This is a genomic window from Mesoflavibacter sp. CH_XMU1404-2 (assembly GCF_037029465.1).
GTDB lineage: Bacteria > Bacteroidota > Bacteroidia > Flavobacteriales > Flavobacteriaceae > Mesoflavibacter.
The window spans coordinates 158,085-175,515 of sequence record NZ_JAYMEM010000006.1; the positions used below are offsets into that span (position 1 = coordinate 158,085).

The window sequence follows — 17,431 nt, forward strand, 5'->3', positions numbered from 1 at the left end:
AAAAAAGCCAACTGTAAAAGTTGGTTTTTTTGTTATAACATTTTTAATGTGTTTACTTCTTGTTCTGTTAAGATTTTCCAGTTACCACGCGGAATGTCCTTTTTGGTAAGATGTGCTATTGCTACACAATCAATCTTGACTATATCGTATTTAAAGTGATCAAAAATAGTTCTTAAAACGGTATTACCAGTATTTTTAATTTTGATACCAATTTCTTTTTTAGGAGAACCATCGATATAACTAATCTCTTCAACGGTGATTAACTTATCATCTACTTTAAATCCTTCTTGAATTTTCTTTAAGTCTTCAAGTTTTAGATTTTTATCTAATTCTACATGAAATAATCTTGAAACTCCGTTTTTAGAATTTGTAAACTTTTTTACAATTTTCTCATCATTTGTAAATAGTAATAATCCTGTTGAGTTTCGACCTAAACGACCAATAGGTTTAATTCTAGAATTTGTTGCATTTGCAACCAAATCCATAACTGTACGACCTTTATCTGTACTTGTTGTGGTAGCAAACCCTTTTGGTTTGTTTAATAAAACGTATGCCTTTTTCTCTGGACTTATTCTTGCGCCATCGTAACGTACTTCATCATCCAACTGTACTTTGTAACCCATTTCGGTTACTACGCTACCATTTACTGTAACTAATCCCATTGCAATATGTTGGTCTGCCTCACGACGTGAGCAAATACCTGCATTTGCAATGTATTTATTTAACCTGATTAAGTCAGAATCTGAAGACGCCTGTTTAGAAACCTTTTTGGTTTTTACTGGCGCGTTACCTCTTGCATAAGTTTTGCTTTTAGAGTTACCTCTTCCTCTACCGGAATTTTTCCTCTTATCATTTGCACCTTGATGTCTACTCATAATTTATTTTTTTGCAAAGCTACAACGAATTTTTTACAAAATACGCTCTACTACCACATTATAGTCTATTAATATAATGCTTAAAACACCTGCCAATAAAATGAATTTCAAGATATTGTGAAGCCATAAATAATGCGTTTTTGTTTTAGATTTCCATAGTAGAAATAAATAAACGATCAATAAGATTTCGCAGATGTAGAAATAGAAATTCATCTTACCTATATTAAATTGAGTGATTAAAAAATAGGAAGGAATTAATGTTAACGCTACCAAAATACTAATCATCTTTTTTGAAGTAGATTCACCATAAACTATCGGAATTGTTCTATAGTTTAGCGTTAAATCGCCTTTAATATTTTCTAAATCTTTGGTGAGTTCTCTAATTGAAAGTATTAAAAACAAAAACGAAGCATGTACAAAAATAACGTTGTCAAAATTTTTGTAATACACAAAGATGACAAAGAAAGGTGTTATGGTTAAAATTGCAGAAACTAAATTACCAATTATTGGCATTTTCTTTAGTTTATGTGAGTAAAACCAAATACCAAAAATATACACCGAAAAGAATAATACAGGCTTAAAAGACACATAACTAGCCATTATTATTGCTGAAAAATTTAACACAAAATAAAAAGACAATTTTGTGTTTTGACTTACCAATCTATCTAACATAGACTTGTTTGGTCGGTTGATTAAGTCTTTTTCTGAGTCGTAAAAATTATTGATAATATAGCCGCCTGCAATAACCGCTGCAGACGCTAAAACCAACATTAATAAATTTAAATCTAAAAGAACAGATTTTACAGATTTATTATGCGCAAAAATAAAAAGCGAAGCTAAATATTGCGCTACAATCACCACTAAAATATTGTAGCCTCTTACCACAGAAAACATACTAAAAAACTTAATTAGCAGATGTTTTTGTTTTCTGGACAGCATATGAATAAAATGAAATTCTGCTTACGCAGGAATTTTAGAAATTATAAACAACTTCTAATTTATAGTCTTTTAAAGCTTCTTCTGCTTTTTTAAAGTCTGGAGCAAACCCTAAAATATATCCGCCGCCACCAGAACCGCAAAGTTTTAAGTAATAATCATTTGTCTCGAGACCTTTCTTCCAAAGTTCATGGAATTGTGCCGGAATCATAGGTTTAAAATGATTAAAAACTACTTTAGATAATTGCTTAGTGTTTTTAAATAAAGATTTAATATCTCCTTTCAAGAAGTCTTCAACACAAGCATCAGTATGTTTTATAAATTGGTCTTTTAGCATATTTCTAAAGCCTTCTTGTTTCATATTTTCCATAAAAATAGAAACCATAGGTGCAGTTTCGCCAACAACACCAGAATCTAATAAAAACACAGCACCTTTACCATCTGTACTTTGAGTTGGTATGCCTGTTGCTTCAATATTTTCTTTAGAATTAATAAGAATTGGCAAGCTTAAATAACTGTTTAATGGATCTAATCCTGAAGATTTTCCGTGGAAAAAAGATTCCATTTCAGAAAAAATAGCTTTCAACTTTAATAGCTTATCTCTAGTTAAATTTTCTAAAACCGTAATTTTTTCATCTGCATATTTATCATAAATAGCAGCTACCAAAGCACCACTACTTCCTACTCCATAACCTTGTGGTATTGAAGAATCAAAGAACATACCTTGATCAATATCTTGGTTAAGTGCTTCTATATCAAAAGTCACTAAATCTTTGTTGATATTTGATAAATATTCTGCAAAACGCTTAAGACTAGCATTAGATGCTTTTGCTTGATCAGATAAGTTTTTATCCTTTTTTAATGCGCCGTTATAGAAATTGTAAGGTATAGATAATCCTTTAGAATCTTTGATGATTCCGTACTCACCAAAGAGTAAAATTTTAGAATAAAATAAGGGACCTTTCATAAGCTATTAATGCAATGGTTATATAAAATTACAGCTTTTTAGCGCCAAAACCAATTTTATCGCAAATATAATGACCGTTTTGGCAATACGCAACTAACTCTGTGTTAATGAATTTTAATATTTTTTCTTCGTCTTTTTCAGGATATAAAACGTGAACGTTAGCACCAGCATCTAAAGTAAAACAAATTGGCAAACCTGTTTCATTTCTAAATTGCCATATTTTATTAATTATTTCAAGTGTATTTGGTTTCATTAATATAAAGTATGGCAAACTTGTCATCATCATAGCATGCAATGTAAGTGCTTCGCTTTCTACAAGTTCTACAAATGCATTTAAATCTCCTGACGCTAAAATTGATTTTAGTTTAGAGATATTTTCTTCTGCTTGAATAAATCTATTTTTTGCAAATGGATGTCCATGCATTAAATTATGACCAACAGTACTGCTTACTTGTTTCTCGCCTTTATCTACAAGTAAAATTGTGTCGTTAAAATTACTAAAATTATCATGTACTTTATGTGGATATTTAACACCAAAAAGCTCGCTACTTTCTTCAATTTCTGGATGATTACCCCAAACTACAATTGGTCCTTCAATACTCCTGCTGGCACTGCCAGAACCTAATCTTGCTAAAAATGACGCTTTTTTATTAAAGTAATCTTGTGTCATTTGTGGATTATGTAATTTTTCGACATCCATTAAACATAAAGCTAAAGCACTCATCCCAGAAGCTGAGGAAGCGATACCCGAACTATGAGGAAATGTGTTTTTAGTTTTTATGACAAAATGATAGTGTTTTAAAAAAGGTAAATATGCTTCTATACGCTTGAAAAACGTAGAAATCTTCGGTTGAAAATCTGGTTTAGGTTTTTCATCTAAAAAGACTTGAAAAGAGAAATTTTCTGTTAATTTTTTCTTAGTAAATGTTAAAGTTGTAATTGTTTTACACTCATTTAAAGTGAAACTTATGGATGTATTTTCTGGAATTTGATGCTCTTTTTTTCCCCAATATTTGATTAAAGCAATATTGCTAGGAGATTCCCAAATCACGCTTCCTTCCTTAAGTTTACTAACATCTAATGAAAAACAAAACTGATCTATCAACATTTATTATTTATTTTTTGACAAAGATAGTTTTTATTATTCTATAATTTTAGTAGTTTTACAATGAATAGGCATTCAATTTAATTAATTGATTTATTTATTCACTTTGTGTAAATTTAAATGTTTAATTAACTAACTTAAGGTGGAAGTACTCCCAAAATTAACCAAAAACTTCTTTCACCTTATCAAATTTTTTGTATCCAAATGGATAAAAGACAACGAATAATTTTTACCATGCTAGAATTGGTGGTAAAACAAGGTGTTTATGCTACACCTATGTCACAAGTAGCAAAAGAGGCTAATGTTGCAGTTGGTACTATTTACCACTATTTTGACAACAAACAAGAAATCTTAGAGGAAATTTACAAAATGATTAATCAAGATTACGGTGTTGTTTTAATGGCTAATTTACCGGATGCTGATTTCAAAACGCAATTTGAAGCAATTTGCCAAAACTTATTTAACTATTACATTGGTAATCCATTAGCTTTTAAGTTTATGGAGTTTGTAGCTGTACCACCTTTAATGCCTAAAGACTTAGTTGAAGCTGTTAGAGAATACACTGCTGGTTTAAGAGATTTTTTCCAAAAAGGAATTGATGAAGACCATCTTAGAAACGATGTAGAGTTAAGATTATTAATGCAAACAGCTTCTGGTTGTATTACAACTGCTGTAAAGCTTAAAGAAATGGGTGCAATAGAATTATCAGAAAAAGAAATTAAGCAAGTTACAGAAATGGCTTGGGACAGTATTAGAAAGCACTAATCATCCTTACCAATTTCTATCACTTTATTTAAGGTTTTATAATTTCTGGCAGTTGTAATTACATTAAGTTTTTTCTCAAAAAACACGTTATTACATTTTGCATTGCCATACCCTTTCTTACAATAAAGATAAACAACTTTGCTAGTTACAAAAAACTCTTCATCGGGATAATGTATTGACTGTATTTGCTCAATATTTTGACTTGATGGAGAGTTTTTTATAAAATAAAATAAGCTTTTTCGGTTGTTGATTGATCAAAAGGTGAATTATCTAAAATAGCTTGAATATCTTGAGGTTGTTTTACAACAACATCAATATTGTAATTGTATTTATCTTTTATAATATTTAGAATTTTTTCTTCTAAAAGTGAATTATTTTCAACATCACTTTTAAAAATAACATTACCACTTTGGATGTATGTTTTTACATCTTTAAAACCGATACTATTTAATAATTCTCTTAGGTCTTTCATTAATATTTTATGATGACCACCAACGTTTATTCCTCTTAAAAATGCTACGTAAGTTTTCATCTTAAATTAAAAGGTTTTTAGATAAAATATATGCAGCAGTCCAAGCATTTTGAAAATTAAATCCTCCTGTAATAGCATCTACATTAATAACTTCGCCCGCAAAATATAAGTTATCAAAAAGTTTACTTTGATAATTTTTAAAATTTACTTCTTTTAAATCTATTCCTCCTGCGGTAACAAATTCTTCTTTAAAAGTACTTTTTCCTGTCACATTAAAAATAGCTTTAGTTAATTGACCAGATAAATTTTCTAACTGAGATTTATTAACATCTGCCCATCTTATATCTTGATTAATATCTGATGCTAACACCAATTGATTCCATAAGCGTTTTGGTAAATCAAACATTGAATAATTAGCAACTACTTTCTTCGCTAAGTCAATTTTAGCTTGCTTTAATTGTGATATTACATTTTCAAAATCTTGATTTATAAAATTGATTTCTATTTGAAAATTATATTTTTTTTCGGCCAATTCTACAGCACCAAAAGCTGATAGTTTTAGTATAGCAGGAGCACTCATTCCCCAGTGTGTAATCAATAAAGGTCCATGACTTTCAAGGTTGGTCTCTAAAACTTTTACAGTTACATTTTGAGCAACAACACCAGGAATTTCTTTAATTCTAGAATCATTAATATTGAACGTAAATAATGATGGTACTGGTTGCACAATACTATGACCAAGCTGTTCTAATTGTTCCCAAATTTTAGTACTACTTCCTGTTGCTATTATTAGTTTTTCACACGAAAATTGATCTGCTTTTGTTTTGACCTGCCAAAATTCATCTTTATTAAACTCTGTAACAACTTGCTGTTTGATAACCTCAACACCAAGTTTGTTTGCTTCGTATAAAAAACAATCTATGATAGTTTGAGAACTGTTAGACTCCGGAAAAATGCGTCCATCGTCTTCTATTTTAAGTGGTACGCCTCTTTTTTCAAACCATTCCATAGTATCTCCTGTCATAAATGCATGAAAAGGACCAAGTAATTCCTTTTCTCCTCGTGGATAATTTTTAACTAGTTCCTGAGGAATAAACTCGGCATGTGTTACATTACAACGTCCGCCACCAGAGACTTTTACCTTAGATAAAACCTCTTTACTTTTTTCTAAAATTGCAACAGTTAAATCTGGGTATTGCTCTGCAATGTTAATAGCTGCAAAAAAACCAGCTGCGCCACCACCAACAATTATAACATCAAAATATTTCATATTCTATCAGGAAAATCACTAATTATTGCATCAACTCCGTAAGATTTGATACGCTCTATAGACTCAAAATCGTTAACTGTCCAAGCATTTACTTTAAAACCTTCGTCTTGAGCTTCTTTCACATTATTCTTACTTAAAAGTGCAAAGTTAGGATGAATTGCAACAGCATTTATCGTTTTTGCAAATCTAATAGATGCGTTTACACTTGCTTTTGTTAATACACCTAAAGACATTCTTTCATCAAAATTATAGACAGCTTCTAACTCTTTTCTTTGAAAACTACTTATTAAAACATTATTGTAAGTCCAAGTTCCTTTATCAAAATATTGATGTAGCAACTTTACTGTTGGTAGCGCTGTTTTTTCTCCTTTTAACTCGATATTAAGCAAACATTTTGCATGTATCAAGTCTAAAACTTCAGTTAACGTTGGGATTTTATATTTACCATCTACCAATAAGTTTTGTAACTGACTAAGGGTTTGTTTTCCGATTTCGCCAGTACCATTTGTCATTCTGTCTAAGGTAAAATCATGAAACACAACCAGTTCTCCAGATGCACAAAGATGCACATCTATTTCAATTCCATCTACATTTAAATCCAATGCTTTTTGTATTGAAGGTAACGTGTTTTCTGATATGTAACCCTTTGCGCCTCTGTGTCCCACTTTTAAGGTGCTTTTCATTAATTTATAATTTTTTTATGAGTCTATTTTTTAATATAAATACAACAATACTTATATTCTATTCTCATTAAATAATGTACAATTTATGATTTTTAAGTTAAAACCTATTGCCTTTTTAATATTACTTTTTATGTCTTGTCAAAGCGGAAAACTAACTGTTTTAGGCTCCATTGACAGTGATTTAGAAGAAGCTTCTGCTGCAGAAATAGTCAACAACACAAACATTGTTTGGACTATTGAAGATGCAGGAAATAAAAACAATGTTTACGGTATGGACTTTAAAGGAAGTATTGTAAAAGATATTGATGTTAGTAATGTTAAAAATGAAGACTGGGAAGATCTAACCAGTGATGATGACGGCAATCTATACATTGGTGATTTTGGAAATAACAGCAGAAAAAGAGAACATTTTTTTATCTATAAAATTGAAGATATAAATTCGGTTAAAGATAAAGTTACTGCAGATACCATTCATTTTACTTTACCAAAAAATGTAAAATCTGAAGATTTTGAATCTTTCTTTTTATACAATGATAACTTTTACATTTTTACTAAAGAAACCAAGAACTTTAAAGTTTTAAAAGTCCCAAACACAATAGGGACTCATATAGCAGAACTTGCTATAGAATATAATTTAGACGGAAAACATAACAAAATTACATCTGCAGACATTAGCAAAGACGGCAAAACCATAGTACTGCTTAACCACGATAAATTATGGAAACTTACAAACTTTAAAGATGATAACTTTTTTGAAGGAAACGTTGAAGCGGTAGATTTTGAACATGACTCTCAAAAAGAAGGTATTTGTTTTAAAGACAACAACACTGTGATTATTACAGATGAAGATTCTGGCAAGGAAGACAATAATATTTACGCCTTAAAACTTTAAAAAAGCGTCTTCTAATTTTGCTAAATCTGTTTCGCTTTTAATAGCTTCTTTTGCGTCTTTATATAAAGTTTTAGCTTCTTGTTTTATAGTTTTAGAATAAGAATTGTTTTTTGACTTATGATTAAGCTGCTCTAACAGTGTAAACAGTTTTAAAACCACGACAATATCATGTTTAGAATATGTTCTTATTGGTGTAATCACAGAATATAAAAGCGATTTAAAGTCTACAGCATTGACTTTTACAAAACCTACATCTTCTTTACATAAAACAATCTGGTCTTTTTTATGCAGCCTGATTTTAAATAATTGGGTTAAATAATCTATACAAATTAATGCTGTACCAGGATCGTTTATACCTGGCGACATCGATTTTACAGCAATTTCGGTCATTTGCTTAAAAGCTAACACATAATTATCTTCTATGCGTTGACTGCTTGAAAAACTAAAAAACGAATGCACTTCTTCTAATTGTTCTTCGTTAAGTTGCTTATTACATTTAAAGAGAATTTCATCTTTGAAAACAAAATTTCCTTTGATAGAAACTATTTCAAACTTGCAATCATTCTCTTTTGCAAAATCAAGAAAAACACCTAACACAACATCTTGCATGTAACCAGACGTTTTTGTTTTGTAGCAATTCCAATCTTCAGTGTCAGGAAAATTTTGATTGTTATTTTTTTCTGAATCTATAAGCTTTTCTAATCTATTTTTGGCTTTTTTATAGATATTTAAAACAATGTTATTCACTTGAATTTCTTGTGAAATAGAATGAATAAAATAAATAAAAGCACCTAAACAAACAGTCATAAATCCAATTGCTAATAACACCGAAAATCCTGGAAGCTGAAATTTTTCTTGGTTAGGTTCTATTTGTACCAAAGTAAAAATACAATACAGCAAAGTAGCATTATAAATACCTAATATTTTTTGATGCCTTTTATTAGAAATTAAGCCAGGTAAAACTCTTGGCGAAAAGTTGCTTGAAGCTTGATTAAGCAACACCATCACCATTGAAAAACTAAACACCATAATTGAAATTAAACCAGCAATAAAAGTGGTTAAAATGTTTAGTGCAGTATCCGTACTATTAATGATTAACTGTGGAAGATTTTCATATAAATACTGAGAAAAACCTAAGCTTTCGGCACGATAAGTTAAAAATGAAAAAGCAAGACCTATTACACTATAAAAAGTTGGGTAAAACGCAATTTTACCTTCTAACTTATAGACATATTTTAATAAACTTGCTAAATAGTTTTTCATTGAATCTGATTAAAAGCTTAAACCAAATCCGAAAGAAAATCGCCAACCTTCAACACTATTAAAAAAGTTAAAAGTACCAGCTACAGTTTCGGCAGCAGCAACAGTAAATCCTCCACCGTAATCGTTATGCCATTTTTTGGAATCATCATTTTTAAGCCATACACGACCAACGTCTCCTCCAGCAAAAAGTCCAATTTGCAATGGTAACGTTTTTGTTTTAAAAGACCCTAATCTGTAATGCACATCTGCACTTCCTGCTAAACTATGATTACCTGTAAAACGTTGTAATCTAAAACCTCTTAAACCTGTTTGACCTCCTAAATTTGCTGCTTGATAAAACACTAAATCATCACCAAAACGTATTTGTGTTCTTACATCTGTTTTAAGCACTAACTTTCTATCTGTAGTTAACGCATTGTAAAATCCTAGATTACTATCTATAAAACCGTAGGTATATTTACTGTTATTTACTTCTGTTTTTGCTCCTGCAGAAATATCAAAAGTCATACCGCGAGTTGGTGTGATTTTACTATCAAAACTTTCGTATTCAAAATCACCTTGTAAACCTGCGAAGAAACGTCTTCCGTAAAAGTCTTCTGAAATGTTTTGTGGTTGTAAAACTTCTATAAATCTGTCTGGAGTTTCTTCTACTTCTATAGCTTCAGCAAGAATACTTACACCATAATCACTACCAAAGTTACCACGTTTTGACAACCCAAAACTTGCTGCGTAAGTGCTTGTTTTTACTCGGTTGTAATCTAAACCTAAATCGTCATCAAGATTTATAGTTTCATTACCGTAACCAAAGAAATTATTTGTGAAGTTTTCACTAGTTACTTTACCCGTAACATGCAAATTCCATTCGTTAGTAAAGTTTGCAAAATCACCTCTATAATCTAAGCTAAAACCACTTGTTGCAAAGTAATATCCTGCTTTAAACTTATGTCTTTGTGTGTACGGATTTCTACTAAAACCTTTAACGGTATATGTGTCTTGAATTCCTAATAAAATTCCATCATCAGGATTATAACCAATACTTGGCGCTAAGATATTTGACTTTACAATATTTCGTTGAAAATCGAATAAATTGTTGTTATAAATATCTGTCAAACTAATTTTTGCACCTTTATTTTCTACAATTTCATTTGGTTTAGATTTGTGATCATAAACATGCACACGTCTTCCATTTTTGATGATGTACTTATCGTTGTTTTGCCCACCAATAATACGTGTAAAAATAAGGTTATTAGCTTTTCCTTTTACTTCAATAATATCATCATCATCAAGTGCGTAAATCCATAACTCTTTAGTTACCGATTTATCAAAAACTCTGTCTACGATAACGTCTGCTTTTTCGCCACCTTTATTTCTCCAAATAGTAACTTTAGTTTGACCATCTGAAATACGGTTGATTTCAATAAAATCATCTTTATCAGTTCCTGTTAGGATCACTAATTCGTTTAGGTAATTGTAGTAACGCTCTGCAATGTCTTTTAAGTTTTCTCTTCTTCCTTTTAAATGGCTTTTAATTTCATCTAAAGACTCATTCTTAGACGCTTCAGGTAATTTTGAAAATGCTTTTTCAATTACCTCATCTGTTACATTTTCTTGAATAAACGCTGCTTGCTTTAACCAAACATCTTTACCAGATTGCTGTATTAAAACTTTATCTAGTTTAACACCAGCACTATTCATCCATTTTACATCTTTTAACTTGTCATCATACACTTGTAATTGTTTTGATGCTCCTGACAAAAACCGAGTTATATCAAGAATTGCTCCATCAAAATTAGAAAACACCTGATCTCTATCTCTTGGTATTGGCTTAAACAATTTATCACCATTAGGTTGATCAAACTGTGCCCATCTCCATTGGTCTTGGTGTCTATCCCAATCACCAATTAACATATCAAAAAGCCTTGCTCTTACAAAAGCATTTTCGTCTATTTTGTACTCTTCATCTTCTCTTACTTTTGCTATGATATCATGTGTGCTTTCAATATCATCTGCATATCCAAAATTACGTTCGTGAGTGTAATTTTCTTCTGGACGTTCTTCAATCATATATAATTCACCTCCATAGTTTTTATTATAATCGCCAAGATGTTTATGTTTAGGGATAAAATAAAGTTTAGGGTTAGTGTGATATATTTTTGCTGCATCTGCCAAATCTGGCACCGCTAAAAATGCATAAGGATGTGCTGCTGTGTAGAAATCTAATATTAGTTTTTCTACCATTGTCTTATCAAAATCATCTTCTAAATAATTATCCTTAAACAGCACTGTTTGCAGGTACTGAGTGGCACTTTTGCGCAGTGCACGCATATTTAATTCTCTTCCGTCTTTAGTCTTTAATCTTATAGATCTGGTTTGATGTCCTCCTCCTTCTCTAACAATCTCTAAGCCGCCATAAAGCGTATCTAGTGTTGCTACAGGAACGTCAATTTTTGTACTGTATAAATCACGGTAACGATCACCAAAAAATGCCTCATAAACTCCTGATTTATCTGTTTCTTCTTTGGTATAAACCGAAGCTTTTATGGTTTGAGGGAAACTATCTGGCAAGGTTGAAATATCAAATTCAGGTTCACGTTTTTCAAAAATTTGATGTGTATACAATAGCTTTGGCTGCTCATTTTCTTCACCATAATAACTTACCCATGCTTCACCATCTTTATAAACTGTTAATGTTGCAAAACCTTGTCTTCCGTAAGAAAATAAACCATTTCTGCTTAATGCTGCACCAGATTCTTTTGCTCCAGAACCTGAAACAATTTGCTTAATTCCGTTGTTTTCTATGTATTGCAATGTATGCTCGTGTCCCGATGCAAAAACAATATTATCGTATTCTAACGCAAGTGTTTCTACACGACTCATCAACTCATTATACCTTTCGTTATAACGATCTTGAATAGAAACACCACCTTGTGTTCTTACTTGCACTAAAAATGATGCTAAAATTGGAACGGGTATTTTACTTTGTGTTGGATATAAATGCTTTGATTTTTCATAAAAACCACCATGTGTTCCGTTAGTATACATTGGATGATGCATCGCTACTATAACACGTCTGTTTTGTGCTTTTTTAAACTCGCCTTCCAATTCTAAAAAGAAACGTTGTCTGGTTTTAATTTCACACTCATCATTTATGGTAGGATTGTCATTCCAGTTTTCTAAGTACCATTGTGTATCAATAATAATAAGCTTTGTATTATCACCAACATCATAATCTTCTAACGGACAACCATTTTCTGGCTGAAAGGTATTCTTCCCTAAAGCATCCTCAATAAATTTCTCTTCTCGTTTTACTCCTTTAACACCATCTGCATACCAATCATGATTACCAGGTATAAAAACCATCTCTCCTTCAAAACCATCAAGACTATTAACTTGTGCTTGCAGATTGTTTTTTGCTTCAAAATAATCTTCGTCATCTTCATCTGGTAAACCAGCAGGGTAAATATTATCACCTAAAAAAACAGCGTAAGCATCTTTTGTATCTTTATTTTTGATGAAATTTTTAAACGCTTTCAGCCCTTTAGAATAACCGTCAATAGGAGACTTCCCTGCATCACCAATAAGATAAAAAGTTTGATCAATAGGCTTATCTGGAAGTGATTGAATCTTATTATCTTCATCTTTATACTGCGCTTTATATGAAGCACAACTAGCTAATAAAAATGTAATTAAAAACGTTAGAATTATGTTATTTTTTGACATAAAAAGTATTTGTGGTTAATTTTTTTGGTTATTTTAGGTTAGATTAAAAAAATTTATGAATGACTAAACTTGTTGAAAAAACAGAATCCTTTGTATTTGAACTTCTTAAAAATGAACTACCAAACACGATAGTTTATCATAACCATACCCATACAAAGCGTGTTTTTAAAAGTACAAAAGAAATAATTGAAAATTCTGAAATTAATGTTAATGATGCCGAAATTTTGATGCTTGCGGCGTTATTACATGACACTGGCTACACAAAAACTAGGGATGATCATGAAGAAGAAAGTGCAAAAATTGCAGAAGAATTTTTAAAAAATGAAGGTGCTGATCAAAAGATAATTGATGATGTTAAAGATTGCATAATGGCTACAAAAATGGTTAATGAGCCTAAGACGCAATTGGACAAAATTTTACGTGATGCAGATGCGTCTCATTTTGGAAAAAAATATTTTAATGAAGCAAGTGAATTTTTAAGAAAAGAGCTTGAAATTAATGGTATCGCTACATTTACTCCTAGCGAATGGCTTGATGAAAACATAAAAATGCTATCAAAAAAGCATCGATTTTATACAGATTATGCTTTAAAGAATTGGCAACCAAGAAAAGAGAAAAATCTTGCTAAGCTTATTAAAACTAAAAAGAAGCACAAAAGAAAAATTAAAAAGGAAAAAATTAAGGCAAAATATAAAGCACAATATAAAAACGAAAGCCCAGAACGAGGTATACAAACATTTTATAGAGTTGCTTTAAGAAACCATATTAAATTAAGTGACATTGCAGATACAAAAGCTAATATTTTGCTGTCTGTAAATGCCATTATCATATCGGTAGTTTTGGCTAATTTAATTTCTAAATTAGATACTAATCCTTACCTGACTTGGCCTACAGTGATTTTTACTGTTTTCAGTGTGATTTCTATGGTAATGTCGATAATAGCTACTCGTCCTAACGTTACTAGCGGAGAATTTACCAAAGAAGATGTCGCTAATAAAGAAGTAAACTTAACCTTTTTTGGTAACTTCCATAAAATGGATTTAAAAGAATACGAATGGGCTATAGAAGAGCTTTTAAAAGATAAAAACTACGTTTATAAATCCCTTACTAAAGACTTATATTTTTTAGGTAAAGTGTTAGAGAGAAAATATAGATTACTACGTATAACTTATACTGTATTTATGATCGGAATAATTACGTCTTTAATTGCTTTTGGAATTGCTGTAAAGAACAATCCTGGAACTAACATAGAAGACGTTTTAGACACAACTTCTGTTATTAAATCAGATATGCTTAAAGATAAAAAATCTACTTTTTATCTTTAAGCATATCTTTATAAGTAAAGTAAACATCTTCTGCTTTATCGTTATAAAGAATATCTACTCGTATTGCTTTTAAACCAGTAACACCTTGCAAATCATCTAACTCTAATATTTCTAAATTATTTGCTAAACGTTTTTTTGCTTGTAAAAACTTAACGTATTGTAAATATTCTTTTTCATCTTCTTTTTGAGAGTATACAATTGTTAACTTTCCTTTTTGGGTAATTCTCTCGTCAGTACCTTTTATATTAGCTTTATCCACTCGCTTTTTTACTACTTCATATCTTGCATTGTATGTACCATCTACATCAAAATGCTTTTCATCTGTTCTAAAACGAATAGATAACGGTTGGTTAAACACCAATATCATTGATGCTACGTCTAAAGCTTTTGGGTATTCATGCTGATAGTTGTAATACGCATTTTCCATCTCGCACATGACTTGCATTTGCCATAACCTTAGGTTATAAAGATAAATTTCGTTAAAAGAATTTTCCTTTGTAATTGACTCGCCAATGTACATGTTATGTTCTACACCATCAGTTTTAAAACGCTCAAAAAAGTGAGGATACATGCTTTGAGCTTCAATTTGCTTTCTATCTATGATAGACGCCATGTTTTTGTTGATTAAGCTAATGGTATCATCAAAGTTTTTGCGATAAAAATAAATAACTTTTAAAGTATCGTCTATCTTATTAAAGTAGTCTTCTATATCTTCCTTTAATTGCTGATGTTTATTTAGTTGAAATCTAAATATAGGTTCTATTTCTCTATTAAAAAACTGCGTTAATTTTTGCTCTGTATCTACTTTAAACTGTTGTTTTAAATGGTCTTCAAATTGATCTATCTTAAACTTAATTTGCTGGTAAATTATTAAATCTTCTAGCGTTGAAGCTTTTTCAATTATATTTTTTACTAGTTTAAGTTGTAATTGAAGGTCTTTAAGTGTTGCTTCATTTCTTTCTTTAGAAGAACCTTTCACATCAATTTGACCAAATAATGGATAAACTTTATCAAAACTAATACGTTTAAAGTTTGGGTTACGCTTACCTTCTTCTTGTTCTTTTCTAAATAATCTAGCTGCTTCTTCAAATTTCCATCTTACACTTGGATGTATGGATGTGCATTCTCTTTGTATAATGGCTTCTATTTGATTTTCTTCCTCTTCTTTTGCACGTTTTACTGCGGTCAAAATAAAAGGCATAACATCTATTAGTTTATTTGCGTTTATACTATTTAATTCGCCTTTTTTACTTGAAACTAACTCTAAAATAGCAAGTAACTCACCATCTTCTGCAATTGGCGCAAAAATGGCACTTTTTATACCTTGTTCTTTTAATGCTTTAAGTTGTGGCTCTTTACCTTGTGATAATTGATATAGTTTTTCTACATCAGAAATACTGTAGTAATTTTTATCTTTTATTAATCTATCATAAGAAAAAATACAAAGTGCTTCTTTACAATTAATAGTTTCTTGGTGATTAAGCAGGTAGCTTTTTATATTATTTTGATACGCTTGAGTAAGCGCATTTTCTTCTTGAGTAAACACCGAAAAGCCAACTTTTATATCTTTTGTATTGAATAATCGCTGAAAGACATTTTCAAAATTCTCTATAAATCCTTGCTTCTCTCTATTGTTTATTTGAATTAAAGTTGATTTTATATTTGAAATAGATTGATCGTCTGTAACATCAAACATACTAGAGATTACAAAACCATTAAATTGATAACTTTTTGGCGGAAATTTTTGTTTCCAAAGGTCTATATCATCAAAATTATCCAATAATTCTTCATAGTCTGCTTTTGTAAACTTTGGTGCATTTTCTGTTGGTAAAATCTCTATAAAATCTGCGTTATATAGCACTTTATATGTTCTTAAAATGCCATTACAATCAGGTATATCGTAATAAATTGGTCGTTTAAAATTTAAACTATAACCATAATACATACTTATAATTATTGTACAACCAAAAATATATAAGTCATCATCTGGCATGTTTTTTATTACCAAATCAAACTCTTCTCCTGCTTCTTTAAGTATATTTTTAAAACGTTGCGAAGAGGATAAAACTATGTTTTGTAATGGTATTGTTGCAAACTTTATTTCGTTTAAAGTTAAGACTTCACTAAATACATCTTGAAGTATAATTTTAACTTCATTTTGATATTCAGAAAGTATAGAATAATCTGTGAAACCTTCTTTTAGAATCGGGTTTTGTTCTGCAGTTTCTAATATAGATTTAGCTTTTTTTGCTATAATTTCATTTTCACTATTAGACAACGCATCATATTGCTCTAACAGTTTATTAAAGCCAATTTTTACAGAAAACGGAAAAGCAATACTTGTGTCTATAGTTTTTAGCATATTATTTTATTTGTGCAAAATTAAAAAATCTTAAAGCCAAAATCATTATTACATATAGATTTTTCAAATTAGAGCCATATACGTCATTTATCGTATTGTGTTTACAACCTTAATATAACAAATTTGTATCACAATAAAATATATAAACCAACTATTATTCTTTAAGATGAAAAAACATTTGCAATTTTTTTTACTGGTTGTATTTAGTCAAATTACATTAGTTAATTGTCAAGATAAAGTCGAAAAAAACACTATTACTTACACAATTACTCCAGAATTTTCTGCAAAGATTGATAAACCTGAAGTTCATTTTACAACACAAATACCTAAGGATTTAATTATTGACAAACCAATTGTTGGTAAGAAAAATTCATCTTTTGGAATGATTCAAAAGAAAGATAAAGACAGTGTTGTTATCCAGATGTATTCATTTAGCTACATCAACGCTAAACAAGAGTCTTTAAACTTTGCGAGTGAAACATTTTTTAATCAAATAAAAAGCATGTTACAATTTGGCGGTTATGAGATGATTGAATCCAAAATTGAAGAGGTAACTTTTGATGATGAAAAATATTTTGCATTACAAGCCATCGGTAAAATGAGTGACGATAGTAACCCTGCTTTTAAAGGCACTTACTTTTTTAATGTTATTTTAAAACCAAACCCGTATAGAGATACACATATTATTATGTTAATGTCTGCAAGAGATGATCAAAACATCAATAATTATGAAGATTTTAAGGACAAATTAGAGGTTTCAACTATCTGGAAAAACTTTAAATATATCCAGTAACTA

14 protein-coding genes are annotated in these 17,431 nt (G+C 30.2%); 4 read left to right on the forward strand and 10 right to left on the reverse strand.

Going from position 1 to position 17,431, the window contains the following annotated elements; all coding sequences use genetic code 11:
- Positions 1 to 32 precede the first annotated feature (32 nt).
- Genes WA327_RS05390 through WA327_RS05405 form a run of 4 tightly spaced genes read right to left on the reverse strand, consistent with a single transcriptional unit; the run spans position 33 to position 3,886 of the window.
- Positions 33 to 875, reverse strand: a complete 843-nt coding sequence (locus WA327_RS05390) for a pseudouridine synthase (protein ID WP_336067304.1) — start codon at positions 873 to 875, stop codon at positions 33 to 35.
- A gap of 33 nt (positions 876 to 908) precedes the next feature.
- On the reverse strand, positions 909 to 1,814 hold the full coding sequence (locus tag WA327_RS05395) for a geranylgeranylglycerol-phosphate geranylgeranyltransferase (protein ID WP_336067307.1): 906 nt from the start codon (positions 1,812 to 1,814) through the stop codon (positions 909 to 911).
- A gap of 34 nt (positions 1,815 to 1,848) precedes the next feature.
- Positions 1,849 to 2,778, reverse strand: a complete 930-nt coding sequence (locus WA327_RS05400; RefSeq protein WP_336067309.1) for a mevalonate kinase — start codon at positions 2,776 to 2,778, stop codon at positions 1,849 to 1,851.
- A gap of 28 nt (positions 2,779 to 2,806) precedes the next feature.
- Positions 2,807 to 3,886, reverse strand: a complete 1,080-nt coding sequence (locus WA327_RS05405) for a diphosphomevalonate decarboxylase (protein WP_336067311.1) — start codon at positions 3,884 to 3,886, stop codon at positions 2,807 to 2,809.
- A 201-nt stretch (positions 3,887 to 4,087) separates the two neighbouring features.
- On the opposite strand from WA327_RS05405, the gene WA327_RS05410 reads away from it, so the two are divergent.
- Positions 4,088 to 4,648: a TetR/AcrR family transcriptional regulator gene (locus WA327_RS05410; RefSeq protein WP_336067312.1), complete on the forward strand. Its 561-nt coding sequence runs from the start codon at positions 4,088 to 4,090 to the stop codon at positions 4,646 to 4,648.
- Positions 4,649 to 4,865: 217 nt separating this feature from the next.
- On the opposite strand, the gene WA327_RS05415 is transcribed toward WA327_RS05410, so the two are convergent.
- From WA327_RS05415 to WA327_RS05425, 3 genes are read right to left on the reverse strand one after another with little or no spacing between them, the layout of a single operon-like run.
- Complete coding sequence (locus WA327_RS05415) at positions 4,866 to 5,180, reverse strand: DUF1697 domain-containing protein (RefSeq protein WP_336067315.1); 315 nt, start codon at positions 5,178 to 5,180, stop codon at positions 4,866 to 4,868.
- A gap of 1 nt (position 5,181) precedes the next feature.
- On the reverse strand, positions 5,182 to 6,390 hold the full coding sequence (locus WA327_RS05420) for an NAD(P)/FAD-dependent oxidoreductase (protein ID WP_336067317.1): 1,209 nt from the start codon (positions 6,388 to 6,390) through the stop codon (positions 5,182 to 5,184).
- Entirely contained in the window at positions 6,387 to 7,073 is a 687-nt protein-coding gene (locus tag WA327_RS05425) for a glycerophosphodiester phosphodiesterase family protein (RefSeq protein ID WP_336067319.1), read from the reverse strand. Before WA327_RS05425 ends, WA327_RS05420 begins: the two co-directional genes overlap by 4 nt.
- Before the next feature lie 85 nt (positions 7,074 to 7,158).
- Here WA327_RS05425 and WA327_RS05430 point away from each other — a divergent pair, with 85 nt between their 5' ends.
- Positions 7,159 to 7,965 carry a hypothetical protein gene (locus WA327_RS05430; RefSeq protein ID WP_336067321.1) on the forward strand — a complete coding sequence of 269 codons (807 nt, stop codon included), beginning with the start codon at positions 7,159 to 7,161 and terminating at the stop codon, positions 7,963 to 7,965.
- Here the strand turns inward: WA327_RS05430 and WA327_RS05435 are convergent.
- On the reverse strand, positions 7,954 to 9,228 hold the full coding sequence (locus WA327_RS05435) for a DUF2254 domain-containing protein (RefSeq protein WP_336067323.1): 1,275 nt from the start codon (positions 9,226 to 9,228) through the stop codon (positions 7,954 to 7,956). The genes WA327_RS05430 and WA327_RS05435 overlap by 12 nt on opposite strands.
- Positions 9,229 to 9,237: 9 nt before the next feature.
- Positions 9,238 to 12,948 (reverse strand): metallophosphoesterase, encoded by a 3,711-nt coding sequence (locus WA327_RS05440; protein ID WP_336067326.1) that lies wholly within the window; start codon positions 12,946 to 12,948, stop codon positions 9,238 to 9,240.
- Positions 12,949 to 13,007: 59 nt separating this feature from the next.
- On the opposite strand from WA327_RS05440, the gene WA327_RS05445 reads away from it, so the two are divergent.
- A complete protein-coding gene (locus tag WA327_RS05445; protein WP_304145163.1) occupies positions 13,008 to 14,273 on the forward strand; it encodes a Pycsar system effector family protein in 1,266 nt (421 codons plus the stop codon).
- Here WA327_RS05445 and WA327_RS05450 read toward each other — a convergent pair.
- The gene (locus WA327_RS05450) at positions 14,257 to 16,635 is read right to left on the reverse strand and encodes a GAF domain-containing protein (protein WP_336067331.1); all 2,379 of its coding nucleotides are present in this window, start codon (positions 16,633 to 16,635) and stop codon (positions 14,257 to 14,259) included. The genes WA327_RS05445 and WA327_RS05450 overlap by 17 nt on opposite strands.
- Before the next feature lie 166 nt (positions 16,636 to 16,801).
- Here WA327_RS05450 and WA327_RS05455 point away from each other — a divergent pair, with 166 nt between their 5' ends.
- Entirely contained in the window at positions 16,802 to 17,428 is a 627-nt protein-coding gene (locus tag WA327_RS05455) for a hypothetical protein (RefSeq protein ID WP_336067333.1), read from the forward strand.
- Positions 17,429 to 17,431: the final 3 nt, after the last annotated feature.